Origin of the sequence: Streptococcus ruminantium, assembly GCF_003609975.1 — a bacterium.
Taxonomy (GTDB): Bacteria; Bacillota; Bacilli; order Lactobacillales; family Streptococcaceae; genus Streptococcus; species Streptococcus ruminantium.
In genome coordinates this window covers 935,456-960,592 of record NZ_AP018400.1, presented here as the reverse complement: position 1 = coordinate 960,592, position 25,137 = coordinate 935,456, and the positions used below count along the sequence as shown (strand labels likewise).

21 protein-coding genes and 4 pseudogenes are annotated in these 25,137 nt (G+C 37.6%); all 25 read right to left on the bottom strand.

The features are described from left to right. Nucleotides 1–45 precede the first annotated feature (45 nt). The 25 genes and pseudogenes from SR187_RS04660 to SR187_RS04555 all read right to left on the bottom strand — a co-directional run bounded on the left by SR187_RS04660 (nt 46) and on the right by SR187_RS04555 (nt 25,134). Nucleotides 46–597, bottom strand: coding sequence for a hypothetical protein (locus SR187_RS04660; protein WP_120171661.1), 552 nt, complete (start codon nt 595–597; stop codon nt 46–48). Then, on the bottom strand, nt 581–772 hold the full coding sequence (locus SR187_RS04655; RefSeq protein ID WP_120171660.1) for a thrombospondin type 3 repeat-containing protein: 192 nt from the start codon (nt 770–772) through the stop codon (nt 581–583). Before SR187_RS04655 ends, SR187_RS04660 begins: the two co-directional genes overlap by 17 nt. Then, a pseudogene (locus SR187_RS04650) lies at nt 773–5,684 on the bottom strand (SspB-related isopeptide-forming adhesin). Nucleotides 5,685–5,843: 159 nt separating this feature from the next. Then, nucleotides 5,844–6,479 carry a hypothetical protein gene (locus SR187_RS04645; RefSeq protein WP_120171659.1) on the bottom strand — a complete coding sequence of 212 codons (636 nt, stop codon included), beginning with the start codon at nt 6,477–6,479 and terminating at the stop codon, nt 5,844–5,846. 1,064 nt (nt 6,480–7,543) lie between these two features. After that, nucleotides 7,544–7,786 carry a response regulator gene (locus SR187_RS10055; protein WP_231996453.1) on the bottom strand — a complete coding sequence of 81 codons (243 nt, stop codon included), beginning with the start codon at nt 7,784–7,786 and terminating at the stop codon, nt 7,544–7,546. Nucleotides 7,787–7,800: 14 nt separating this feature from the next. Then, on the bottom strand, nt 7,801–8,649 hold the full coding sequence (locus SR187_RS04635) for a GHKL domain-containing protein (RefSeq protein WP_231996452.1): 849 nt from the start codon (nt 8,647–8,649) through the stop codon (nt 7,801–7,803). A 440-nt stretch (nt 8,650–9,089) separates the two neighbouring features. Continuing rightward, nucleotides 9,090–9,245: a bacteriocin-type signal sequence gene (locus tag SR187_RS04630; protein ID WP_120171658.1), complete on the bottom strand. Its 156-nt coding sequence runs from the start codon at nt 9,243–9,245 to the stop codon at nt 9,090–9,092. Between the two features lie 21 nt (nt 9,246–9,266). Beyond that, a complete protein-coding gene (locus SR187_RS10200) occupies nt 9,267–9,557 on the bottom strand; it encodes an ATP-binding cassette domain-containing protein (RefSeq protein ID WP_269460240.1) in 291 nt (96 codons plus the stop codon). A 720-nt stretch (nt 9,558–10,277) separates the two neighbouring features. After that, entirely contained in the window at nt 10,278–10,391 is a 114-nt protein-coding gene (locus SR187_RS10195) for a hypothetical protein (RefSeq protein WP_407697564.1), read from the bottom strand. Between the two features lie 639 nt (nt 10,392–11,030). Further along, nucleotides 11,031–11,375, bottom strand: coding sequence for a cysteine peptidase family C39 domain-containing protein (locus SR187_RS10190; protein WP_269460238.1), 345 nt, complete (start codon nt 11,373–11,375; stop codon nt 11,031–11,033). A 202-nt stretch (nt 11,376–11,577) separates the two neighbouring features. Then, nucleotides 11,578–11,769 carry a hypothetical protein gene (locus SR187_RS04620; RefSeq protein WP_105141509.1) on the bottom strand — a complete coding sequence of 64 codons (192 nt, stop codon included), beginning with the start codon at nt 11,767–11,769 and terminating at the stop codon, nt 11,578–11,580. 1,181 nt (nt 11,770–12,950) lie between these two features. Then, nucleotides 12,951–13,007, bottom strand: a pseudogene (locus SR187_RS10185) (hypothetical protein); the annotation flags it as partial. A 25-nt stretch (nt 13,008–13,032) separates the two neighbouring features. Then, a complete protein-coding gene (locus SR187_RS10050) occupies nt 13,033–13,461 on the bottom strand; it encodes a glycosyltransferase (RefSeq protein ID WP_231996451.1) in 429 nt (142 codons plus the stop codon). 160 nt (nt 13,462–13,621) lie between these two features. Then, a pseudogene (locus tag SR187_RS04610) lies at nt 13,622–13,780 on the bottom strand (putative cross-wall-targeting lipoprotein signal domain-containing proteiin); the annotation flags it as partial. 270 nt (nt 13,781–14,050) lie between these two features. After that, entirely contained in the window at nt 14,051–14,644 is a 594-nt protein-coding gene (locus SR187_RS04605; protein ID WP_120171657.1) for a PBECR4 domain-containing protein, read from the bottom strand. A 258-nt stretch (nt 14,645–14,902) separates the two neighbouring features. After that, nucleotides 14,903–17,689 (bottom strand): phage tail tip lysozyme, encoded by a 2,787-nt coding sequence (locus SR187_RS04600; protein ID WP_120171656.1) that lies wholly within the window; start codon nt 17,687–17,689, stop codon nt 14,903–14,905. Next, a pseudogene (locus SR187_RS04595) lies at nt 17,686–20,036 on the bottom strand (VirB4-like conjugal transfer ATPase, CD1110 family). The gene SR187_RS04600 and the pseudogene SR187_RS04595 overlap by 4 nt, the downstream one beginning before the upstream one ends. After that, nucleotides 19,993–20,346, bottom strand: coding sequence for a PrgI family protein (locus SR187_RS04590; protein ID WP_120171655.1), 354 nt, complete (start codon nt 20,344–20,346; stop codon nt 19,993–19,995). Before SR187_RS04590 ends, SR187_RS04595 begins: the two are co-directional and overlap by 44 nt. A 61-nt stretch (nt 20,347–20,407) precedes the next feature. Beyond that, the gene (locus tag SR187_RS04585; protein ID WP_120171654.1) at nt 20,408–21,262 is read right to left on the bottom strand and encodes a type IV secretion system protein; all 855 of its coding nucleotides are present in this window, start codon (nt 21,260–21,262) and stop codon (nt 20,408–20,410) included. Nucleotides 21,263–21,278: 16 nt separating this feature from the next. Further along, complete coding sequence (locus SR187_RS04580; protein ID WP_001072129.1) at nt 21,279–21,521, bottom strand: hypothetical protein; 243 nt, start codon at nt 21,519–21,521, stop codon at nt 21,279–21,281. Between the two features lie 17 nt (nt 21,522–21,538). Beyond that, complete coding sequence (locus SR187_RS04575) at nt 21,539–23,359, bottom strand: VirD4-like conjugal transfer protein, CD1115 family (protein WP_120171653.1); 1,821 nt, start codon at nt 23,357–23,359, stop codon at nt 21,539–21,541. Then, the gene (locus SR187_RS04570) at nt 23,359–23,847 is read right to left on the bottom strand and encodes a hypothetical protein (protein ID WP_120171652.1); all 489 of its coding nucleotides are present in this window, start codon (nt 23,845–23,847) and stop codon (nt 23,359–23,361) included. The genes SR187_RS04575 and SR187_RS04570 overlap by 1 nt, the downstream gene beginning before the upstream one ends. Before the next feature lie 76 nt (nt 23,848–23,923). Next, nucleotides 23,924–24,505, bottom strand: coding sequence for a CPBP family intramembrane glutamic endopeptidase (locus tag SR187_RS04565; RefSeq protein ID WP_120171651.1), 582 nt, complete (start codon nt 24,503–24,505; stop codon nt 23,924–23,926). A gap of 2 nt (nt 24,506–24,507) precedes the next feature. Next, nucleotides 24,508–24,741, bottom strand: a complete 234-nt coding sequence (locus tag SR187_RS04560; RefSeq protein ID WP_120171650.1) for a transcriptional regulator — start codon at nt 24,739–24,741, stop codon at nt 24,508–24,510. 9 nt (nt 24,742–24,750) lie between these two features. Beyond that, nucleotides 24,751–25,134 (bottom strand): thioredoxin domain-containing protein, encoded by a 384-nt coding sequence (locus tag SR187_RS04555; RefSeq protein WP_120171649.1) that lies wholly within the window; start codon nt 25,132–25,134, stop codon nt 24,751–24,753. Between the last annotated feature and the right edge of the window lie 3 nt (nt 25,135–25,137).

Here is a 25,137-nt window from a genome sequence, read left to right as displayed (position 1 = left end):
TCCTCCAATTAAAAAGGGGCTGAGAGGTATTCTCAGCCCACTGCTTTAGTCTAGGACCAAGGCGCTTTGGTCTTTTTCTTGTGGTAACTTATCCATTAAAGTTGTCACATACTGTTGTAAGAAATGGCTTTTCTGGTCTAACAAATCTTTCTGCAGGGCGAGATAGGTCACATCTCCAAAATAATCTTGACTCGTTAAAGACAACTCCTTTTGGATAATGTCCTGCAAGGTCTCTAAGGTGAGAGGCGAATAATCCTCCTCATTCAAAGCCTCATACTGAGCAAGGGACTCAGAAATATTGTTGGACGCAATCACTTCCATAATGAAACTAGCTCCCTCACCTGTTCGATAGAGTTTATCCAAGAGGTCCGTCACTTCTTCTTGAAGCTGTTCCTGATAACCGTCTGCTCTTAGGCGCAGGTCTTCACTGACTAAAGATAAGTCATCAATGCCCATAAAGTCTTGATAGAGCGTATCAAGAAGTGACTTGTTTTTGATACTCAATTCCATGGCTAAAAAGGCTTTAACCAAGTCTTCATAGTTTTCTCGTGCCATCTCAGAAAGGGTTCTAGAAATTGTGTCATAATTCCAATCCATAGCTTCTCTCCTTACGCTGTTGAATTGGATTCAAGCCTTGTTTGACTTCTTCAAGGTCTGTCAGTCTGTCACTATCCGTATCGCTGCTAAAAGGATTAGTCCCTAAAGCTAACTCTTGAGCATCCGTTAGACCATCTTGGTCTGAATCTCTTGTGTAAATGTTTTTGGGTTCCATTTAGTTGTCCTCCATTTTGCGTTTAGAAAGTCCGTAAGCTAGGCCTAAAAGAAGTCCTCCACCGACAAGCGCCAAGAGGGATTGACTCTCTCCTGTATTTGGTAAGACACTTGCTGGAACTGGTGGTTCTTGTGTTGGAATAGGTGATTGGGGTGAGGTTGGTTGAGTCGGAGTTGGAGTTGGTGGCTCTGGTTCAGGAGTAGTTGTCTTAACCGTATTTGAGCTGATGGTGTAGCCATTGACAGTATGTAATACGGTATTTTCTACTTCACCTGAAGCACTCCGTTTCATCTGCAAGTAAACATCTGCCTGAAACTCGGATTCTTCTGCTAGTTTTTCAAGGAATTCCTGATCAAAACTGATGGTAACCGTTCCTTTTGACGTGTCGACATGTTGTAGCGTGTACTTAGTCACTTCTGTCCCTTTTGGTAAAACCGTTCCATCTTTTAGAGTCACATCTACTAAGGTATAAGCCTTGTAAACACCATTATAGTCGTCATGGTTTTCATCGTAATCATCGTCAAAGCGGTATTCGATGAGTGGTCTCGCACGATTACCAGGAATGAGTGCTCCCACCAAGCGGTAGTTAAAGACCTGATTCAAGACAACTTCTTTTCCATCAAGACTGTTCTCCTTTTGTGACAAATCAATCACCACATCTTTTTGTGGGTCTAGTTTTGGCACATTATTAACCACAGTCTCTGTCACATAAGCCAAACCAAAGTCAATCTGATAAGCGGTGTTTTCATACTTCCCACCAGTCTTTGTCAGCTCATTCTTAATGGTCATTGGAAGGGTCACCACTAAGGTTTGACCAGTTTTAACATAGGTTTCGTAAAAGGCTTGTGGATCATCAGTGCTTAAAACTTGAATGGCTCCTTTGGGTGTGAACTGGCGTTTGGCCATAGCATCTTGAACCACTTTAGGCGCTTCTGACAATGAGGCATAGGCTTTGATAGAAATCCCTTTGACAAGAGTTCCTGCCTTATCCATCACTTGAACACCATCTGCGTTTAGGATAAGCGCTTCTTCGGGGTAATCATCTACCATGTAAAAACCTTTGGCAAGAACATCCTCCGTCACTACCAAATCCTTGTACTGACTGTAATCAAGAACAATCTTATAATAATTGACGGTATTTGGAAGAACGGTCTTGCCATCAATAGACACGCCTTCTTTATTGGTATTAGTTTTATTTGGTGTTACTTTTGGCACGTTATTCGTTACCGTATTGGTCTCATAGGCTTGTCCAAAGTCTACTTGATAAGCTACATTGTCATAAGACTTCCCAGAATTGAGCATAGATTCACGAACAGTCATAGGGGTGATAATGGTAATGTTTTGTCCTTTGGTCACATATGAATCATAAAAGGCTTGTGGGTCTTCTGCCATAAAGACTTGGAAGGCTCCTTTAGGTGCAATCTTGCGTTTCTCAAGGGCTGACTGTAGGTTTTTAGGGGCTTCTGATAAGCTCGTATAAGTTTTTACCATCACACCTGACACTGCTTTACCATCAGATGTCACGAGTTGAATGCCTGCATCATCTGGTAATAGAGCTTCTTCGGGATAATCATCCACAAAGTAAAACCCTTGTGCAATCTGAGCCTTATCAGCCTTAATGCCACGGTATTGGTCCAAGTCCCATGACAAGGTATAGTGGTTTTGTGAACCGACTACCATAGGTTTGCCATTGATATCCACCTTATCCTTATTTAGGTTTTGTTTTTTAGGTACTGGGCTAACAAAGGTATTGGTCACCTCATCGGTTTCATAGCCATTGCCAAAATCCACTTGGTAAGCCTTGTTTCGATAGGTTGCCGTTTCCCCATAGAGGTCATCTTTGACCGTCATTTTGGTGAGAAGGTTTAAAGAAGTTCCTGTTTTAACATACTGGTCATAAAAGGTTTGATTGTCATTCGGCATAAAGACTTGGAAAGCCCCTTTAGGAGAAATCTTAGCATGAGCGAGTTTATCTTGAAGGTCTTTAGGAGCTTCTGACAGCGACGCATAAGCCTTAACAGTAATCCCTGATACGGCTTTGCCATCAGGAGTGGTGATACCTGTTCCCTTGTCTACTAAGTCCAACACTTCTTCTGGGTAGTCATCTACAAAGAAGAAACCACGAGCAATTGTCTCTTTAGAAGACCTATCGCCTTTATATTGATCTAAATCCCAGGTCAAACGGTAATGATTAGTTGTTCCTAAAGCCACTACCGTATCGTTAATGACCACACCATCTTCATTTTCATTTTTCTTCTGCGGCTCAATACGGCTAGTGGTCGTTCCATCACCAGGCGTACGCACTGTCACAACATTAGAAGTCACTGTATAGGCATTTGGGGTTCCCTTATTGATTAGGAGCTTATAACTGTTGGAATAAGTTGCCCCATCGTTTTGAAGGCTACCATAAAGTTTCGGTGCCACCAGTTGGTAAGTCTTGGTGAGGTCTTTGTTGACCTCTTGAAGCAAGGCTTCCTTTGCGGTCAAGGTCACAAAGTTCTTAGCAGCATCAAAGGTAAGGGTATAATTTCCATTTTCTGCCTGCGTTTTTTCCTTGTCAAAGGCATAGCCTGCTGGAAGGTAATCTTCAAAGGCGAGGCTAGTGGTTTTGGCTCGATTTGGAGAAAAAGCGTCTACGGTTAAGGGGTAAATGACCGTTGAATCTTTTGCGACCGTTTTGTCATGAAGGTTCACTTGGTCGGTATTGATAACTTCCTTAACAATTTCAGGAGTCGTTGTCAGACGATAGTCGTGATAATGAACCTTTGGCACGTGTGGTGCTTTTGGTAACGGCTCTGACGTAGGGTCTTTAGGCAAGGTGACCTTCGTAAGGGTTAGGCTAGGCTGAGTAACCTTCTCTAATGGTTTTTCCTTAAAGCTCACAGGTGGCTCTGGCGTAAAGGTCTTTGGTGTAAAAGTCTTCGGTACGACCTTAATCGGTTCTGGAATTGGCTCTAACTTTGGTGTCACATGAGGTTTTGGACTATAAGGTTTGACCGTCCGTGCAACTGGTAGGGTGTTTAAGGCAAACCAATAAGAGAGACCAACATTTTGAGGCATATCCCCTTGACCAAAGGTCACTGTATAAGTGTTGCCTGATGTAACCGTTGAGACAATCGCTCCCTTATAGGCATATTTACTGTATGACGTATCCCATTCTTCAGGAAGATTCAAATCACTGGCACGATTTGATCCAAGTGAACGAGCTAGACCTTCATCTGTCACTTTAATGGTAGAGCCATGGATAGGAACGAACTTACCTGATGAGTCTTTCACATACTCTAAACCGATGTCATTGTGGTTGAGTGAGGAATGGGTAAAGACACCTGGTTTTTCCTTGGTGAAGCTGACTTGAGAGCCATCTTCTAAGAAATACTTGGCTTTGACACGAAACTCCATTTTATCGGTTCGCCAATTGCCTGTCCCATCATTACGGTAGGCGATAAAGCCTTCTGTTGGGTCATTTGGCACGACTAACTGAACGGCATGAGTTCCAGCTGGAGAAACAAGGTTAGTAATGTCATAGGCTACTTTTGTGATTTTCTTACCATCAAAGCGAGCATTTTGAAGATTTTGATAGGTAAAGGAAAGGGTTTCTCCCGTTTTAAAGGTGTCATAGACAAAGAATCCTGTCGAATCAAGGATTTTAGAATACCCACCAAGCATAGCGTCACCCTTAGCAACGATACGATTAGGATTTCTGGTATCAGCTGAATGACGTGCTTGCGGTTCTCCATTATTCAAGTTGAGTGCCTGAGCAAGAGCTTGAGAGATATAGCCTTCTTCTCCTTTTGAAATCTCAGCTAAATCACGTTTATAGCGCTCCATTTCCTTGGTGTTATAGGCATCAATGGCGTCTTTTTCTGTCTTGGCGGCTTCTTCTTTTTCCTTATTGCGTTTCGTGATTTTCGCAATCTCAGCTTCACGGTCTGTGACTAATTTCTGTTGGTCTTTATTATAGGCATCAACAGTAGCTTGACCTGCCTTGTTTTCATCATCCACTGCTTTTTGTCCGGCTTGATTGCGTTTATCAATTGCTTCATTATCAGCCTTTGCTTTAGCAAGACCCGCTTCATTTTCCTTTTAAGTCACTAAGTTCTTTGCAACAATGGCATCTGCGGCTTTTTTCTCCGATTCATACTCAGCTAGATTATCCTTATTTTGCTTATCAATAGCAGTTACCGCAGAGGTATAATCCTGATAGACTGAAACCGTTGAACCATCTCCTGATGTTACGGTTTGAGTGGTAACCGTCACATTAGCTGACTGATCTTGTCCTTTGATTTTTGAAGCTGTGCTATCCACTGAACTATTCAAGGCCTTTCCTGCTTGAGTGGCTTCTTTATGACTAGCAGCCAACGCAGCATTCCCTTGTTCAACACGAGTTTTATCTTGTTCATAAGTCGCTTTGTCCGCTTTATAGGTAATTGGTCACCTGAGTGATGTTCTCAGCTTGTTTCGTAGCATCTGCTTCTGCCTTAGCCAATTGCTTACTGGTATCACTCGCAGAGGTCGTGTTTCCTAAATCCATCGGCCGGTCTTGAACAGTAGTAACCCCTTCAGCAGTTGCTTGATTGGCAGCTTGTGTCACAATATCATGGGGAACGGTGACTGTAATAGCGCCATCTGATTGACCAGTTGACGCAAGGCTATCCGTCTGTTCAACAACTGGTGTTGGTTGAGCTTCTGGTAAATTGGTCGCAGGATTTTCCGTTAACTGAATGGTCTTATCTTGCGAGGGTGTTACCACTTCGTCAGCTTGTGCTACTTGGCCACCCCAAGCAACAACAGCCGTCACCATAGTTCCAAGAGCTACCGAACAAAGCGTACGGTACTTCTTACTTTTACGGAAGACGTGCTTTTCTACTTTTTCCTGATTGACTAAAAAGTGATGATGACATTGTTTGGTCATAAAAAGTCCTTCTTTTCTTTTGATAAGTAGCAACAATCTGTCACTCTCTCCTCATCATAAAAAAGACACCTTGATTTTGGTATCACATCGAAGAAGGACAAAGAAAAAAGCCACCCACAAAAAGTGGATGACCCAATGATTATCATATCAATATTTCTATTAAGACGGCCAATTAACCTTTCTAGCTTTAGCGGTCTTAAAGCGTTTCTTGTCAACAAGTTTCAACTCTATTTCTCTACAATTTGTAATTAAGGTGTCGTTGATTTTAAGACTTCTTGGAAAGTATTGGTTCCCTTGTTCACGCGATAATTCAACTGTATAACTAATACCATTACTTAATTTGAAGACCACAAAATAAATATTATCTCTTCTAAATCGTTTGCCAACTTTTCTATTCAAAATACCATCCGTTGTGTAGAATTTACATTCCATCACATGTAACATTTGATAAAGTAATAATGTTCCAACGATTTTGAATTTATTTTCGCTAAACCAACCATTATCAGCCTTATTTAGACGCTCCAATATCCAATCATCCTTTAATCCTTCAAAAATACTCCCTGCGTTATTAGTTGGTAAATTAACATGATGATCTCTTGATAATCCTAATAAATGGGGAATAGAGGAATTTGGGACAGAAAGAACAATTTCGGGATAGTCCTCCATATTTGTCTGATAAACGTATTTGTACTGAGAAACATATTTCTCAATAGTATTGGCTAGACAGGACATATCGACATTGAGAATATCAATTTCTCCATCAAAGGTCTCGAGCCATTCCAAAGTATATGTCATTCTATTTTTCTCCTAAAAAAGAGAAGGAAGCAGGTGCTTCCTTCTCTTCCACGTATTGAGTTTCACCTCACGCTAGATATGCCCTATCTATTCCTCAAGGGTAGGCGGTCCTGCTATTCTTTTTCTCAACAAACAGTTTGAACTGAGTGCGGAGCCCACAGGCGGGTGCAGACCATATCCACTAGCCCACAAGTAATTTATAATCTTTATTTACTCTCATTATACGTGATAACTCCTTATTTGTCAACACTTACGTTGACTCTCACTAGTCCCTACGCATGAATAAAATACATGTAACTACTTTCTAGATACATGCATTTTCTTCAAAAATATTTTCACAAAATTCACATATATACATAGGTTCATCCTCTTTTTTTCACTTATTTTATAACAAAATTTCGTGATAAGAAATATTATTTTTATTATGAAAAATCGTTATCTTAAAACAATATTTTCTTCATTCGTCTATCGTACGTTCATAACTAAAGATATATCAAATTTAGTAAAATTTAATTTGTACTAAAACCTAAATAACTTACGTAAAAAAGAAAGAGTTTAAATTATCAATTATATATACTTCATATTATTCCTTTATTTCTTAATCTGGTTTTACATCCAATTCTCAATCTAGATACAAGACATGTTGTTCCTTCAAAATTTTACTTCTCTTGTTTTCGAACTGTACTCAGTAACATTATCCATATTTATTATTGTTGAGACACTTTTTCAAAATAATTCTTACTATCTAAATCTAGAATATCATTCAAGAACCATAAAATTCTTTAATAAAATCTACTGTATAAATAATTAATCGATGCGGTTTAACTGAGGTTTGAATAAAAGTATATCGGAAAAGGTATGCAGATACCAGTTCGTTCTGGTAACTATATCTTAACAATTCCCATCAGATTTTTTCTTAAATGAATTATTACTTGTTCAAACACTGCTTTAACCGATTACGAAATTCTGTTTCTTTAAGATCTTTAATAATAAAATCTAATGCCGAAAGATGATATTGAAATACTAGGGCATCAAGTCGGAATATGAAGTCAAATATAATAATGCTAAGGATTATTATTTCTTATTTCTTTAGCAATCTCAAAACCTAAATTTTTTTGATTGCCAATTTCTAAATCTAGAAAATATATCTGATTTACTTCTTCTTGATTCATATACTCTCTTAATGCCTGTATTGTTCTAGCACATTCAATATTGATATGAATATGTAAAGACCGAGCTACATCATAAAGAGCAGATTCTAGTCGCAACTGATGATGAATATTGTCATCCAGAACAATAATATTCATAACATACCTCCAGCTTACATTATTTTCAAGATGTGAGTAAAACTATCATAATCTATTTGTGTTTCTAGAGTCAAATTATCATGCCTATTTACCAGTCTTCTCAAGTTATATAACCCAATTCCCCTCCCCTCACCTTTACTTGAACCCCCTACCTCCCAGATAGTTCTCTTATCTAAAGAGATGGGATTTCGACTATTCTTAATAACTATTGTAACAATGCTCTTATCTCTATATAAAGCCACTTCAATTAAAGGTTTTTTTGAAATAATAGCAGATTCAATTGAATTAGTCAACATAATAGATAATATTTGAATCATCTCTAACATTGGTACATTGACTTGAGATATATGTCCAGACACGTAACAATTGAATTGTATATCATATTGTTCTGCTTCCAAAATTGATTGAGCCAGCATATTACGAATAGCTAAGTCTTCAATATTTTTCAAATTAAATGCTGAGTATTCGTTCTTTTGTAGATTTCTATTCATCTTAATGAGAACTTCTTTATAGATAATGCTTACTTCATCAATATTTTTTTCCTGAATCGCAGGCTCTAAACTTGATATAATGCTAGCGAAATCATGGCGAATCCCTCGTAAATCTTCATATAAATCACCTAATTTATCAACAAATTTATTAAGATTTCTATTCTCTTCTTCACGGCGAATTACTTCTAAATTTACTTCGTAAATTCGTTGCTGTGATTTCATATATTGGGCTAAAAAAAGAAATAGAAGAAAATGGGCTAATGCAACTGTAGGTCCAAATATCTTGATAACTGATAAATTAGATTGTAATATAGCGTCCATATTGTAATGACAAAAGCATAAAAACAAATATAAAATTCCCAACATAAACATAATTTTAAATGCTCATCTTAACTATTTCAAAATCTAAATGATTAATTAAAATAACAAAATCAAAACCAATGGAATAGTATATTCTATAAATCTTATCATAATAAATCTGTCAAAAAATAAGTGTAAATCTCATCAAAATTTAGCAACCTATTTAGAATGCTTTGAAAAATCTAGAATTTATCATAACTAAACATATAAGAAGAATAGAAAAATGATGTCGGCCTATCATTCTTAAATATAAATCAAAATACAATAAAATATAGTATAAATATCAAAGTCTCAAAATATAATTAATATTTCAGAAATAAAATAAATTATAGCATAGATAAGCCACAATATCTCATATATACCCTAACGCATATATAAAAGTGGAAGAATATATGACACCATTAAAAAAATTGAAAAACTATGAATTCCATTAATAAAAAGTTATCCATTTATCAATTCATTCTCCCCTTTCCTCTACAGTTTATTAAATCACAAAAGAAATGATTTACTTTATTAAAGACAGTATCTCCTCCACCTTTTATAGATTTCAAATTATCCGTTGATATTTTGGGAAAATTTCTATAATCATCTAACAAATTATTTTTCATATTAACTCCTCAATTTTAAAATTAACCTTTTAATATTTTAGAATAAAACCCTTGTTTTAATATCAAATCTTCATGATTTCCGTTTTCGATTATCATACCATTTTCTATGACAAATATCCTTTCAACCTGTTCTGTTATATTAAGACGGTGAGCAATAAATATTACAGTTGCATCTAAGCTCATTAAATTATCAATAATTTTTCTTTCCGTTAAATTATCCAAATTACTTGTTGACTCATCTAAGATTAATACCGAAGGATTGGTTAATAATGCACGTGCAATGGCAACTCTCTGAAGTTGACCTCCTGACAAAATGCTATGTTCAGTGGAAAGTTCGGTTCATATCCAAACGGTAAATTCTCTATAACAGATTTTATCTCGGCAATCTCAGTAGCTTTATTAATCTCTTCAAATGAAATTTCATCTTCAACACCTAATAAAAGATTATCTAATATAGTACCGTTAAAAATATAAGGTTTCTGGGTATATAATTAATCAATTGTCTCAAAGTCTTCTTATCAATATTAATATTAATTCCTCCAAATTCAATACTTCCATGGTAGGAGGCATAAAATTAACTAACATTTTTGCTAGAGTTGTTTTCCTGAACCAGAAAGACCAACAAATGCTATTTTACAACCTTCCTCGATAACTAAATTAATATCTTTAATAGAGGCTGTTATAGCCATATTTGTAGGTTAAATTTGAAATTACTATCTTACTAGAATTCAATTTAAAATTTGTTATGAAGAACTTATCCTGAAATTCCGATTGAACCGAATAGATTTCTTCTAATCTATTATACAAACACTTGCTGATTGGAAATTAGTGAAATTAATAATGTTCTCCAGTGAATTCAGAAAATAAAGTTCTAAAGTATTAAAGTTATCAAAGATCCCAATGATATTTTTTCCTTCAATACTAAAATAGCACCTTGCCATAAAATTAATACATTAAACAACAATTGAGTAAATTTTTTAACACATCTTGAAACAACTATCTTTACTATAAAAGTAATTTTTTTAATAATTACTAAATTGTCTTTATTTTTTTATAGCGATCAACCTCACTAGTAAGAGATTTTATTGTCTCTATTCCATTTATATCTTCTATAAGAACTGAGGAAAGTGAAGCTCCTGCTTCCATTACACTAGTTTTACTACGTCTAAATGGTTTCATGAATAAAAATTACTAAAGCATAAATTGGAAACGCAATAATTATAATAAAAATAATAACTACTTTGCAAAAAAAAGTACAATTGATACTCCAGTAACTATTGACACATCTAGTATTACAGATAAAATTATACTAGATAATACTTCAATTATGATATTACATCTGAAAATCTAGAGACAATATCGCCAGTTCTTCTTGTTGCAAAAAAGATAGAGGAAGTTTAAAAGGTGAGCAATATATGACAGCATTATATTTTTTGAAAGTATTTGACTTAGAACTGTTATCAATACCTTGACCAAATACAAAAACCTGTTGCATAAGATAAATAACAATTAGGCTTATTGACATTAGATTAGAAAATCCAGCCCCTTTAGGAATATAGAATCAATTACTCTCTTAAATAGTATGAACCAATTATATTTATAAAGTTTACTGCTAAAGTTAATAATATAATTAAAAAATTAATTTCTTTTGATTAAACAGTAAAGTAAATAAAGAAGGAAAACTTGTCTTCTTCTTTTAATTTTGTACTCATGGTTTGGTTTTAATAATATAGTTATCCCTCCATTCTGCAAGAAACTGTTCTTTAGTTAGTTTAGATAATTTTATCAGAGGATCAGGATCAATATAAATATATTTTTATCACTGCCAATAATAACATAGTAATGATAAAATTTATTATTCTTATTTATATGTACAATAAATGGAAATTTTATATCCTCTATGTCAAATAAAGAAATATCTGCATAAATAGCTTCAGTATCGAACCCTAATTCATTTGCCACAGAAACTATACTAAATGCAGTAGTCCCATTTTCAGTTGTACCTAACATTTCTCTAAGTTCTGCTAAAGAATAATGTGAATTATAGTATTCTAACACCATGGCCAAAGCAGCTACTCCACAATCTTTTGAATCAACTTGAGCACGATAATGACGTTTCGAAAATTTCATTCACTCAATATACTCCTTACTAGTATTAGTGTTTAGCCTTGATATATTATAAAATGACTAATGAAGCATAATAAAGTTATATGCTATCTATAATTAAAATATTGGAGCAACAACTAGGGATCAAACACAAAAATGGGTGAGATTTTCACCCATAAAAATCATATAGCAAAACTTACTCAAAAAAAACTCCTCTATATTATTATCAATTTTTCTTACATACACGCCTCATATAGGCACAAGAACTTCCTGGATCAGAAGTACCTAAGCCAGCTAAAATTGTATCATGAGCACAAGTTACAATCGCCCATTTACAATTAGCACTTACCGATGCACCTCCTCTTATTTCATTAAGAACTGTTTTAGAAATCTTATTAAATTTTTCCATTTGAGTCATGATGTTACCTCCTAATAAACTGTTTATAAATAAAAGTAGTTTTATATTATATGTAAAATTAAAATTGTGGATTGTTTGTTCAATTTCAAAATTCAATTTCACTATTTGTGAAATCGGAAAATAATCTTTAAAAATTTAATCTTTGCTCGTCTGTAATCTTTACATTTTTTTAAAATATAACTTTTAAAATCGTCCGAGATAATATACTACTGCAAATCCACCTTTGCCAGAATTAGTAAACCATTCTCCAATCCTGAAATTTATTATTAAATAAGGGTTCTTGTTCTAATTCTGAAAATCAATATATAAACTGTTTTATAAACTTTTTTATATAAATTACTTTTATCATAAATCTTCCTCCAATTGATTCAGTCGCTTAAAATCATTACAAGAATATGATTCATCATGTTTTTGAAAGTAATTAATTAAATTTTCATTAATGAAACTAGGATAGTCTCTGATATTTAAATTTAGTTCTCTAAATATTAAACCACTCTCTTCAAAAAATCCCCTAAAATAGATAATATCCCAAGAGTGAATTTATACAATTAGGAGAAATATATTTTCAGAAAATAAACATTTATTATATTCTTCTAAAAACTCTTCATAGAATTTAAAATATCCTCTTGTATTAACCTGAATTCACGTGCATATTTTAAAAAAATAAAATCTGAATGTCCTGAGACTTTTTTTTTAGATTTAGATAACAATCAAAAGAATGTAATTATTTTCATCAATCATTTTGACAAAATAAACATAATTATATGTACAGAAAAATAATTTGAAATGAAATTATTTTCAGATACAATATTTCTTTTAAATATTGATTTACAACTATATTCAAACATCTGATTCAAATTGATTTGACTATAATTATCTCTAAAATAGTAATAACACCACCTACTATCTGTAGGGTAATCTAGCATCGTCTTTAATAATGCTCATTATAATAGCTTGCCTTCTCTTTATTTTCTTTTTTGTCCATAAACATTAATTTTAGATTAGCATAATATATCTTTGTTATTTATTGAATAGAAGGATTCGTGTACTCTACCTCTATATTGAAATGCCCTGTTACTAATTAACTTTCCTGTTTTATAATAATCACTCCTCGAATTATATTAAAATTAAATACAGTATCACTTAAACTATCAAATAATTTAAAATATGACAAAGTAACTTTAAATTTTGAAATCATCAACAACCTCATCAGCATCCAAAACTAATATCCAATCACATGAAGCATGTGAATTAGCATAATTTCTAGCCTTTGAAAATCATCACACCATTCAAATGTGTACAAAAAAATTTTTCACGTGATAACTCAGTTATACATTCTAAAGTACCATCAGTAGAACCTGTATCAACAATAATAATTTCATCAGCAAAATCAATAATACTTGCTAAACTTTTTAAAATAAAGTTCTCTTCATTTTTTACAATATATACTACGGATACAGTTGTTTTTTTTCTATTAGTCGCAAATTGATTTATTTTATCTATCAAAGTTGCGTCATCATTTATTCTTGAATACTCCCAATCTATGGAGTCTATTAAATCATAAATTTGTACTAATTCAAGATAGGCTTCATCCGAAATCCTTAAATTATCTTTATTATTCTTTAACCAGTTAGTATCTGGAATAGGATTTATTAAACTCATACGTGTCTTCCAGCCTTGAATTATTTTCATTGAAGATATTCTACAACAAAAACTATATCAAAAGGTAGCTTGTTCTTAAAATAGTCATTTTTGTTCTTAAGTGTAACTTTAAATAGCAGACTTATGCTAGTTCATAATCACAATTGTAGAATCTCTGAACGGTATTATCTAGCGAAAGTGTTACAACTTAGTCAGCTTGTGCTACTTGGCCACCCCAAGCGACAACAGCCGTCACCATACTTCCAAGAGCTACCGAACACAGGGTTCGGTACTTCTTGCTTTTACGGAAGACATACTTTTCTGCTTTTTCCTGATTGACTAAAAAGTGATAATGACATTGCTTGGTCATAAAAAAGTCCTTCTTTTCTTTTGATAAGTAGCAACAATCTGTCACTCTCTCCCCATCATAAAAAAGACGGCTTGATTTTGGTATCACATCAAAAAACGGACAAAGAAAAAAAGCTATCTGTAGCACTACCAATAACCTCTGAAAATTGCTTATAAATAAAAATGGGAGGACTGACGCATCAGACCCTCCCAGACGTGACTAACACGCCCCAATTCGATAACCAAATGATATAACCTTTTCCCTACTTTGTCAACCTAGATGTTAGGAGAACTACATTCTAGTGAAAAGCACCTCTATATTTCCTGATACAGTATCAGTTTCATAGATTGAAAGTATTGTAAACTTCGTTTGGTTCACAGTATAATCTTTTTGAGATTTTTCAAAAATACTGACACCAATAAATTCATTAGAATGACCACTTCGATAGTTATCAATAAAAAACCCACCTAGACGGATGTCATCAATGTAAAATTCCACCAAATAACTCCATCTTAATTTACTACCTCTGATGGGGAAATTCTTTGCTTTTCTAACGACAAGATTAGGCTTTGTAAAGCCAGCATATAAATACGACAAAATTTCTAAACGTGACCTAACCCCTTTTTTATCATAGTACAACGAAGATTCTAATAAGTCAGAGTTAATCCGACCGTCTAAAATATCATCAAAAACTAGAGAAGATTTTTTATGGCTAAAATGTATATCGTTTAGTTTATGAAGTCCAGCTAAGTGAAAAAAATGGTCTTTTGAAAACAGAATATCTAAAACCGTTTTCTGTCCTTTTCTACCAAGTTCAATTGTAATTTTCTTATTTAATAAAGGTTCAAAATTTTTTGCTGCTAATTTTAATAAATCACCATTCATATTAGTCTTTCTACGAAAAAAGGATTCATACGAATCCTTTCATCGAGTGTTTTCATTGTTGGCTCGAGGTGTTCACACACAACCCTACTAAAGCAAACACTACCAGTCAAACCAACCGACCAATAATGCTTAACGCTTAGTAAATACTCTTGTTATCTACACTTATAGTATAACCTAACTACTTCCTAATGTCAATTAAAACGTCATATAAAGATTTATCTAAAAATGTCTAAAAATGTATCCTCCAAAAAATTTACTTTATTTCGTCGTATAGGTAAAGCTAATCGTGCTATCCACTCCTGATAATTTACGGAAAGTATAGTTAGGATTGCCATTGTAGTTGGTTTCTGAAACAAGGAAAGATCCATCTGGGTAAACCTTCTCGACAAACGACACGTGACCGTAAGCGGCAGGTGTTCCATGAGCACCTCCTGCAAAAGAGATAATCGCTCCTGCTTTTGGGAGCTTACCTGTTTCCCCACCAAGGCGTGCTGCTGTGGCTACCCAGTCTTGACCATTGCCCATGGTACTAATGATTGGAATTTTCTCGCCATTTTGACCTTTGAGTTTCAATCCCAGTTGGTTGATACGGGCGGCTACTCCCCACGTACATTGCCCATAGGCATAGCCCATACCATCACCACCACCTGGAATAGAATTGTCATAAAGGTCTCCTCTAACAGCCTCCAAAGCTTTTGGATCACTTTGAGCAGTTCCACCATTGGGTTGGCTAAAGCCCTTTTCGATTTGGTAATACCACTCGGTGGCTCTGGTTTGTCGCTCTAAGAGTTTATCTCCACTATTTCCCTCCCAGTAGATGAGAAAGAGTTGAGCGAGGCTGGCTGGACTTCCTGAATTTTTGAAAAAGTCTTTTAACCAGTTGGTATAGTAAGGATTATCCCCATTAAGCATAAAATCCAGTTGTAGACCTAAGTCATACCACTTTTGATTCTTTTGTTTGGCATATGCTAATAATAAGGTGTGTCTACGTGACCCATCTGCCGTATTTGTCCATTGCCCTAAGCCCAAGCCACGTCTTAGGATATTGGGGTATCGTCCATTATAGATAGCTGGACCATTAAGGGATAGCCACCCCTCATCATCCCAAGAGTTAGCACTCGCTCCAACAGGAGGAGACAAATAGTCGCCTTCTGCTCGTTTCGGGTTGATGGACGATTCTACCGACCAGTTCCCTAAAATAGCCGCAATCGCTTGATTGGTTGCCCCTTGATTCTTCAAATACTCATAGATGGCTTTAGCTCTCGCAAACTCATCCCCACCAAATTGACCGATAGTAGGGAGAATGGTCGTTTGCAGTTGAATGACCTTAGGAAAGTAAAAGGCCGGATTGACGTAAACCAGTTTCTCTGAATCATCGTCAACCTTTTGATAGGTCACTTTAAGACCAGCTCCATCCTTAGTTTGACCAATCACCTCTCCTGCTTGAACTTTCTGACCGTCTGTCACTCGACCTATATGGACATTAAACAAGGTCAGTTGAGACTTATTTAGTCCCTTACCTGACGTCAGAATATTCTCTCCATCTAGGGAAACCTTACCATCCATGGGAGCTACAATCACTTGATTTTCTTTAGCTTCTAGAATGATATGGTGATGAAGCGTTGGCTTCTCATCAATCACCTCATAGCCATAGCGAACCGTCATGGTAAGCGTATCATTTTCAGTCTGACCTTGAAAGGGGTTATCTAATTCTTGGAGGGCAAGATAGGTGCCTTCTTCACTTAATTCCTTTAAATCTTCCCTATCGTCATCAGAGAGTTTGTAGGTAGGCTCTTTGGTCAACTCAAGTATGGCTTTCAAAGACTCTCCACCGTTTAAGTCCTGCCAAAGCTGACTGAGATAGGCTTGATAGGTCTCATTCCCCTCTTCCATGACTTCTTCTAAAGCATAGTCCTGATACTTAAGGTTCATAAAGGCCATGACCTCATCGATCTTCGTGTAGTAGGTAATACCAGTGGCGTTAGTTCTAGTATTTTCCGCATCTTCCCACGTCATGTGCGTATAGGCTTTGGTCAGTTCACTCTCGTCCTGTTGAATGAGAGTGATTCCTGAAATTCCTATGACAAAACTCATCATCAGAAGACCTGACACCACCCAAGTCATGGGATTGAAAACAATCGTTGAAAAGAAGGTCAAGCTACTCTTAATCGCTTGAACAAGCCCCTTTAGTCCTGACACACTGTTTTTCCTAGCTTGTTTGAGGAAGGTGTGGTAGTGTCTTTTGGGCTTTAGAGACTTCTCACGAGTAAAGCCTTTCCCCTTTTTGAAGTTCTGGTACCGTTCATTGCCATGGGAGATTTTTGCCTTTGTGAAACGCACACCAGTCTGTCCACTATTCACCAGCAGTTTTCCTGACTGATAAGTAAATCTTCCGTAACGTCTGCTTTTAATGCTCAAATCCTTGACAGTTCGAATACCCTCTAAGTCATCATCTTGAGCAACGACATCCAGTGATTCCGAAGCAACATAGCGTAGCCCTCGTTTGACCTTGGTTGAGGGTTTCTTGGCCTGATGGGCTCTTTTCAGTTGCTTCACGTCACGTTTAGCTGATTTAACCTCTTTTTCTGCCTGAAGGCGGTCAAGAGATTTCTCTTTCTGAAAATGAAAACGTGATGTTTTCGGTTCTCTTGACTCTTTCTGATAAGTAAACTTAGAAGTAGCTTCCTCCTCTTTTTCTGCTATCTTGACTTCAGCCAAGTGTTTTCTGGCAACTGCTAGACGCTGTCTGGCTTGAGGAAGCCGATACTTCTTAATTTCCTTACGCTTTAGCCATCTGGGTGACACATAGGCAATCGCTTCCTTAAAGGTATCTGTCGCTAGGTCTTTTTCCTCCTGATAGTTTTGCTTCAGTGTCTGACGTTGTTCCCTTGTTTCAGCTTTCTCAGCTCGGCGCATGATAAAGCGTCGTTTAGGAAGTGAGCGTTTTAACCCCTTCTTCTCCCTACGGTAATGGATACGACTAGCCTTTAAACTACTCTGAAAGGTTTTACGGGCAACCTTGACCTTCTGTTGCTCTCTTGTCATGATTCACCCCTCATCTTTTCTGGATCGGTACTCATGATGTCAAAGAGTTGGGTTTGAAGTGGGATTTTATTCCTAAAGGGAACAACCGTTGAGCCTGCCTTAATCAATCCAGATCCCTTTTCTGGGTTAACCAAATATTTCTCAAGCTCTTTAGATAACCCTAAGAGGTGTACCAACTCTTCTCGGTCACTCTTAGCTTGTTTTAGAAGTATCATGAACTCGCTATTAGCGATAATGCGTCTGCCATTGGCATCTAATAAAAGAGTTTCCACGTTCTGGGTAATGCCTGTTGAATGGCCCCATACTTACGGACACGACTCCAGAGCTTGAAGAAGAAATCAGAAGCGTACTTATCCAACAACAGAAGCTGCATTTCATCAAAGTAAATCCAGGTCTTCTTGCCAAGTTTTTGGTTTTTAACCACACGATTCCAAATCTGGTCAAAGATGACCATGAGGGCAATCTGCTTCAACTCATCCCCTAACTTTTTAACATTGTAAATGAGGAAATGGCTGTCAGTTTTAATATTAGTACGATGTGAGAAAATATCGAGTGAGCCTTCCACATAAAGCTCCATATCAAGGGCTAAGTCCTTGGCTTCTTGTTCAGGCTGTTTAGAGAGAACAAAGACCCATTCCACGAGAGATGGTGTCTCAAAATGCTTATAGGTTAACCGTGTTACACGGTCAATTAGGGACTTTTCTCGACCGTCCATTTTCCGGTCTAAGAGTTTCCCAATCCAAGAGAGAAGAAATTCAGATTTGACCTTAATAGGGTCTTCATCCATATTGTCATCGGATAAGTCTAAAACGTTTAAAAATGTAGTAGAGTCAGGCGCAATATCAATGCTTTCCCCACCAAAGGCTTGACCAATGATACTGTACTCATTTTCAGGGTCTACAATGATGATTTCGGTATCACTCTCTTCTTCTTTTAACTTGGTTGAGATGATTTCATGCTTAGTCGCCATCCCCTTACCTGCACCTGAAGTTCCTAGAATCAATCCTGATGGGGTATTGAGTTTCCCACGGTCAATGGTGATTATATTACTTGAAATCTGGTTTATCCCATAGAATTTCCCTCCCTTATCTTGAAGGTCTACAGATGTCCAGGGGGAATTCACGGCAATGTTTGAGGTCAAAAGAGACCGTGACACCCCCTCAAGGTAGTTCTTCCCAAAAGGCAACAGGCTATTAAAGGCAGCTTCCTGCATATAGGTCAGATTATCAATCACAAGGTCATTAGAACCTGCCACTTGTTTGATAATATCAAGGGAGTGCTTCAATTGGTCTTCGTTATCCGCAAAGACTCCAATCAGAAAAAGGGTGTCAAAGAGCTTGTCTCCTGTTTGGGTCATGGTTTTAATCAACTCATCGGCTTCATCAATATTACTTTCTAAGACTTGACTAACCTTTTCAAGATAAACGCCAGATTGTGCCATCTTTTGTTGTTCCCCTATTTTTTGCGATTCCATCAAAGTCTTCTTGGTGCGGAGCTTGGTCATGGCTTCTGACTTGGCTGACCCTTTAGCATGAAGACTAATCATCACTTCCAAGTCCGACTGCATGAGTTCTCGTAAGAACTTATCCCCCAACTCCATCCCATAGTCACGAACATAGACAATCTGAAGCAGTTTATCATCCATTTCAATATGATTTTTGTGCTTAAAGGACAGACTGGTTGGGGCAATAAAATGCTTTGTCGTTTGTCCTGAACGCACCAGATCTTGATAAGTAAAGGGCAAATGATTTTCCCCACGCAACATATCAGCCAAGTGGTTCACACGGCTTTCTCCACTGAGGAGAGTAAAGTTCGCATCAATTTCAGAAAAACCACTCTTGAAGTATTCCCCAATTTGAGACAGGGAGCGATAGGCGAGTTTCGGATTTTGGTCTGACTTCCCAAAAGAAATGAGCTTAACCGCTGAAAAGTTATTTTCACCAGCTTCAAGGTTATTTTCCATGATACGATTGAGTTCTTCACGATAGGTATCGTAGCCATCCTCATGTAAGGGGTAAAAGACACCCTTTCTAAATTTATCCAAGTTGACCCTCTGGTTAAAAATAGTGAGTTGGAAATTGGTCTTGTCATCCAAACTGTTAATCAAGTCTGAATAGGTTTCCATAATAGCTCCCTTATCCTCCAAACCAACCGTTTGGTAATTGACATCCCCTAGAAGATAGGACTGGGAAAAATAACCTGGGATGACTTGCATGAGACCATTAGAAAAAAGGCCTTGGTAAAGAAGCGTATTAACAGTTGTTGGTAGCACTTCTTCTTTTGGTTTACGTGTCTTCTTGTGCTTAGAAGAGGTCTTTGGTTTCATTGAGCGATTTGTTTTTTTCACGTTGTATTCCTTTCTGTCCAGTTAGTATACGGTCTGGTATGGTCATTTCGTAATGCCATCGGTAATTAAGATACGTTTCAAATGGTAAGTCATTAGGGCGATAAACCCCAAATAACATGAGGGGAATAGTAAAGGTAAAGATAAGACCATAGACAAACCAATCCCCAAATTGCCAATAAAAGAGGTTTAACCCTAAAATCAGGATGGTAATAGCAACGGCTGGTAAGACAAAAATAACTTGTCGTGTGGTAAAGCCCAGCCAAGCCCTGTGTTGAACTTTTGTAATGTCCTTAAAAACACGTGTATTCATAAGACTCCAATCTAAGATGAATATGAAAAAAGATTGGGAGGAACGTCCTTCCCAATCCTCCTTACATGCCTAGGATACTTCTGGCAGTCCGTTGACTGCCCACCAAGGCAATAATCAATAAAATAGCCTGAACTAAACCACCAAAGGCAGTTGCTAGCGTCTCCATCATTCCCGCACCATTTGAGAGAGCCAATTTCCCAGCAGATTCAAAGAGGGGAACAAGGGAAATAATTAAGAAAATTAAGACCCCTTGAAGAGCATAGACCATGATGTTTTTCAGGTAGCCAATCCCAACACTTCGCCAATCATCACTGAGGAAGGTCGGAATCGTTAGAGGCGCAAATGGAATCATGAGGTAAAGTTGGATAAAGCGAATCGTAATGAGGAGATTCACCACCATCACACTCACCAAACGGACCAACCATATCAGAATGGCAAAGAAGACAACAATCAGTTTTCCAATAATTCCTGACCCTTTAAGTCCTGAAATGGTCTCATAAGTCGTTCCCCCATGAGAAACGACACCAGCTACGCCTTCAATGATGTGAGAAGCAACAGCTAAGATAGCTTCTACAATAACAGTGGTGTTTGTAATGACCACAGCCACCATGATATAAGAGACAATCATAGGAGCAATAGCTTCAAAGGTCATGGCACCACCTGAGTTGGCGATTTTCTTAGCCATCTTAGAAAACTCAAGGACTAAAACAACGGCTAAAATAGCCACTCCCAAGGGTTGCATCACTCCTTTTGTGATAGCTGACATATAAGACCACACGGTTGGGTTATAATCCGCAAGGGATTTGACCAAGTTGGCCGTCGATTCTAAGTCAACGTTAAAGCCTTCAAAAAGGCTATCGCTTGAAATCTTCTCCGAGGCTAGAAAGACAAAAGCTGAAGGTAATGTGTTTATCATGTCATACTTAGCCCTCCTAAATGGTAATTTGGGTGATAAAGGCACCAGCGGCACCTACCATAACACCACCCACAATTTCTAAGATGGCATTGCGGACACCAGGTCCACCATCTTTGATATTGGTTGATAGGTTAATAATGCCCATGACGACAAGAAAGGCTCCTGTCGCAACCATTCCTTTTTGTAAGAGCGCCATGGCTTGGGCAAACATGGAACTAGCGTCCACGCCATAAACAAAGCCTGTAAATTTTTGGTTCATACGATTCCTCTTTTCTATTAGTGTAGTGTGCTTTCTGTGCTTAAATCCCTAACCTTATGGTCAGAGGGTTCAAACAGAACTTCCTCTGTTTCTAGTGGGTCAATGTGGTAATGCCACCAACGTTCATCTGACTCCTTATCCGCTAAGTATTGCCAGTTCTTATGTTTCAAGGGGAAATACTTTTTTTCCTTAAAGACTGGAACCCCTGCAATTCTCACCAAGCATTCATCACGTTTCATGTTTCCGACTTCATCAGGGGTCATGAGATCCCTTGCGATTTTTTGATGAGACGTTGACCCAGACCCTGTTTGGCCATACGACCGACTGGTACTTCTCACATCAATGGTTTGTTTGCCTAAGAGACCACTCATGAACTTGAAGGTCTCTTCATCATTGCCTCCAAGATAAAGCAAGCTATCACAGTTTCCTAGAATGGTTTTCCAAGCCTCCTTCTCCTTATAGAGCCCTTGAAGTTGGGCAATGTTTTGAAGAATGGGTACGAGACCCATGTTCCGTGAGCGAACTGTTGAGGTTTGTTCCGAAAAGTCTGGAATTTCGCCGACATTGGCAAATTCATCTAGATAACTTCTGACATGAATAGGCAATTGCCCCTTGAAGTCCACATCAGCTTGTCTCGTTAAGGTTGAAAAGACGGTGGAGAAAAAAAGGGCTGAGAGAAAGCGAAAGGTGGCGTCATTATCTGGAATAACGAGATAAACCATGGTTTTCTGCGTTCCCCATGTTTTTAAGTCCAAGGTGTCACGTTTGGTTAAATCAATGACAGATTGGATATTAAAGAGGGCAAACTTAGCCGTTGTTACGGCAATTACTGAATCCAAGGTCTTATCCTTGTAGTTTTGGAAGTCTGCCCAGTTACGCATGGTGAAGTTTTCTGTCCCATATGTTTTGGCATAGGTCTCAAACATCACTTCTAAGACACTCTTATCTTGATTTTCTCCTTTGGATAAGAGCTTGATGAGTTTTCCAATTTCAGAAAAAGAGGGGTAACGCCCTCGCTTACGACGACTGTCTGCTTCTTCTTTGGTACTGCCTGGAGGATTGTAAAAATCCACCAAGTAAGAGGAAATAGCACGGACTAAGGTCATGGACGCCTCATCCCAAAAGGGATCACTGCGACTGCCATTGCCTTTGGTATTATTGAAATAGACCGTAAGCATACGGTTCAAATCATTCTCCGTTTCCACATAACGAAAAGGATTAAAGCCATCTGAGTTTGTCATGTTTACGAGGTCTAAGACCTTGACCTGATAGCCATTCTCTAAAAAGAGCTTCCCTGTCTTTTCAGCTAAGTGATCCTTAGGGTCAACGACAATATTGGAACAGTTAAGCTGAATCAGATTGGGTTTGACAAACCGAAAGGTCTTCCCTGCCCCTGATCCACCAATGACCACAAGGTTCTTGTTTCGGTCAAACTGTGGGGCTTTCTTTTCTAACAGGGTTAGCCTAACGTTTCGTGACAAAATAGTGTCATTAAAGGGATTTTTACTGAGAAAGGCTTTACGCTCACGGCTATTTCCAAACCGAGCAGAGCCATATTCAGCCCCCTCTCGGTAAACCTTTTGACCAGTTGAAACATAAAGATAGACTAGGCCCATCGTCACAAGCCCAAAGCAAAAGCCTAAAACCGATCTACCAGTAAAATGACCATTCCACAAGGGATTTAAGACCTGATTCTGTCCTTCGCCTAAGAGATAGGCAAGGCGTTCCAAGGGCGGTTGATTAGGTAGGCTATCGTAAAGCAAGACTAGCCGATGGCAGAAATAGCCAAGAGCAAGTCCTAATACGCCAAAAATAAAGGCTTTTTTCCCTGAGACCATTAGAGAATGACCTCCTTTGTTTTCACAGCAGAGGGTTCTGACATCACAATCTGTTCCTTGGCTTGTGCGATTTCCTCATCAAGGGTTTTATCCATAGTTAGCCCTTTCAGTTTTTCTGGATTGGAAATCAACTTCTGAAGCAACTCATCTAAGTGCTTGTCTAAGAGCGACTTATCCTTAGCATAGAAATGAAGGTAATCTCCTTGCCAACTAATGGCAATAGGAAGGTTTTCTGATTCCACCAATTCCTTGAATTTCTCCACATCAACTGGTTTATCCAAAATGTCTTTTGAGATATTCAGCGACTCAATGGCATATGGACTTTGAAGGAGTTCTTCTAACTTTTGAACCCCAACTTTATAAGCCGAGTCTTGTGCTAGGGCGTGTCTTGCTGACCACTCTAAGAGTTTGAGAAGGACCTTCACCGTAAACATAGCACTCCGTTCTGCATATTGAATCACTTGGCGTTCCTGTTGTTCGGATGACATCATTTCCTCCTTTATATGATTCCCCATCAAAACAATAGGGTGCTTTCATGATACGAAAGCACCCTTGATTTTGGTATCACAATAAAGATAGGAAAAAGACGATTCCATTCCAAGACAGGTGAATAAGCGTGGACGTCAAGCAGTCTGTTTGCCCTCTCACCACACCAAGTGTGAGACCTAAACTCCCATAAAGCACCCAAGTGAATAAACTAGAGGGGTGGTGGGCTAAGGCAAAGAGGAAACTCGTTAACACGACTTGATTCATTGGTTGAGACAAGACTCCCCACAACACCTCTCTATAAAAGACTTCTTCCACAACACTGGCATTAAGGAGAAAAAGAATAAAGGACAGAACAGGAATCTGGTCTTGAACAGTCACTAACGTTTCTTGGTTTGGTTCGCTTCCTGAAAATAGAGCACTCATAATAAGAGCAATACTTACCATGACACCTAGACTACCACACACCCAAAGCCCTCTCTCCTTAAAGGATAGGTTTCTTTTAGGTATCTGGTACCTTTTCCAGCTCCACAATAGCAGGGCTAGAAACGTCACTTGTAAAACAGGTAACCATGCCCCATTTAGCCAACCAACTAGGTACAAACTCACTAGGAGTACATTGACATGAATGACTCCGTACATGACTACTAAACGTTTCATCTCTACCTCCTAAACAAATCTTCATAGTCAATCTCTAAAACACTCACTATTTTCTCCACCCATTTCACTTGTGGCATCAGGCGATGAGATTTGTAGTGACGAAAGGTTTGGTAGAGGCGCTTAAATTCACTGGGATAAACGTATTGCCCCTTAAACATCTGTCGAGCAAGGTCAGCCCATGACAGTCCTTTTTCCATAACGATAATTTCCAAATTTTCCCAAAAGCGTTCGTTCATAGCTCCTCCTTATGTCGTCATGTCCTTAAAAAGATGTTCACGAAAGGAAACCACTTTTTGACTTCTCGGAAGAAAGGTTCTCGCTTCTTCTAAACTCATATCGGGATACACGTTATCCTCACAAACCACAATTGGGAGACGAAGATTCTGGTCAGGTTTCCGTAGAACTAACGTCACTAACTCACTCAATTTCATCTCTCTATGACCTTTAAATCGTAGTAGCGAAGGGGATAAGAGCGTAAAACAATCACTGCTTTTGGTAAACAACCTCAGTAATTCCTCACGTGATAGATGACTCACTTCTTTACTGGAGTAGGAAATACCATGCGAGTCACAAAAAGACAGGAGTTTCTGATTCCGACTGTTATTTCGACTTAAATAGATTTCTAACATCGC

Coding starts and splice junctions, on each gene's coding strand:
- SR187_RS04570 (WP_120171652.1), bottom strand. CDS start 23,847: ATGTCATCCGAACAACAGGAACGCCAAGTGATTCAATATGCAGAACGG.
- SR187_RS04585 (WP_120171654.1), bottom strand. CDS start 21,262: ATGATAAACACATTACCTTCAGCTTTTGTCTTTCTAGCCTCGGAGAAG.
- SR187_RS04605 (WP_120171657.1), bottom strand. CDS start 14,644: ATGAATGGTGATTTATTAAAATTAGCAGCAAAAAATTTTGAACCTTTA.
- SR187_RS04560 (WP_120171650.1), bottom strand. CDS start 24,741: ATGAACGAACGCTTTTGGGAAAATTTGGAAATTATCGTTATGGAAAAA.
- SR187_RS04635 (WP_231996452.1), bottom strand. CDS start 8,649: ATGTTTATGTTGGGAATTTTATATTTGTTTTTATGCTTTTGTCATTAC.
- SR187_RS10195 (WP_407697564.1), bottom strand. CDS start 10,391: ATGGAAGCAGGAGCTTCACTTTCCTCAGTTCTTATAGAAGATATAAAT.
- SR187_RS04620 (WP_105141509.1), bottom strand. CDS start 11,769: ATGACTCAAATGGAAAAATTTAATAAGATTTCTAAAACAGTTCTTAAT.
- SR187_RS04600 (WP_120171656.1), bottom strand. CDS start 17,689: ATGACAAGAGAGCAACAGAAGGTCAAGGTTGCCCGTAAAACCTTTCAG.
- SR187_RS04660 (WP_120171661.1), bottom strand. CDS start 597: ATGGATTGGAATTATGACACAATTTCTAGAACCCTTTCTGAGATGGCA.
- SR187_RS04630 (WP_120171658.1), bottom strand. CDS start 9,245: ATGAAAAATAATTTGTTAGATGATTATAGAAATTTTCCCAAAATATCA.
- SR187_RS04555 (WP_120171649.1), bottom strand. CDS start 25,134: ATGTTAGAAATCTATTTAAGTCGAAATAACAGTCGGAATCAGAAACTC.
- SR187_RS04565 (WP_120171651.1), bottom strand. CDS start 24,505: ATGAAACGTTTAGTAGTCATGTACGGAGTCATTCATGTCAATGTACTC.
- SR187_RS10050 (WP_231996451.1), bottom strand. CDS start 13,461: ATGAAAATAATTCAAGGCTGGAAGACACGTATGAGTTTAATAAATCCT.
- SR187_RS04645 (WP_120171659.1), bottom strand. CDS start 6,479: ATGACATATACTTTGGAATGGCTCGAGACCTTTGATGGAGAAATTGAT.
- SR187_RS10190 (WP_269460238.1), bottom strand. CDS start 11,375: ATGAAATTTTCGAAACGTCATTATCGTGCTCAAGTTGATTCAAAAGAT.
- SR187_RS04575 (WP_120171653.1), bottom strand. CDS start 23,359: ATGGTCTCAGGGAAAAAAGCCTTTATTTTTGGCGTATTAGGACTTGCT.
- SR187_RS10055 (WP_231996453.1), bottom strand. CDS start 7,786: ATGAATATTATTGTTCTGGATGACAATATTCATCATCAGTTGCGACTA.
- SR187_RS04580 (WP_001072129.1), bottom strand. CDS start 21,521: ATGAACCAAAAATTTACAGGCTTTGTTTATGGCGTGGACGCTAGTTCC.
- SR187_RS04590 (WP_120171655.1), bottom strand. CDS start 20,346: ATGAATACACGTGTTTTTAAGGACATTACAAAAGTTCAACACAGGGCT.
- SR187_RS04655 (WP_120171660.1), bottom strand. CDS start 772: ATGGAACCCAAAAACATTTACACAAGAGATTCAGACCAAGATGGTCTA.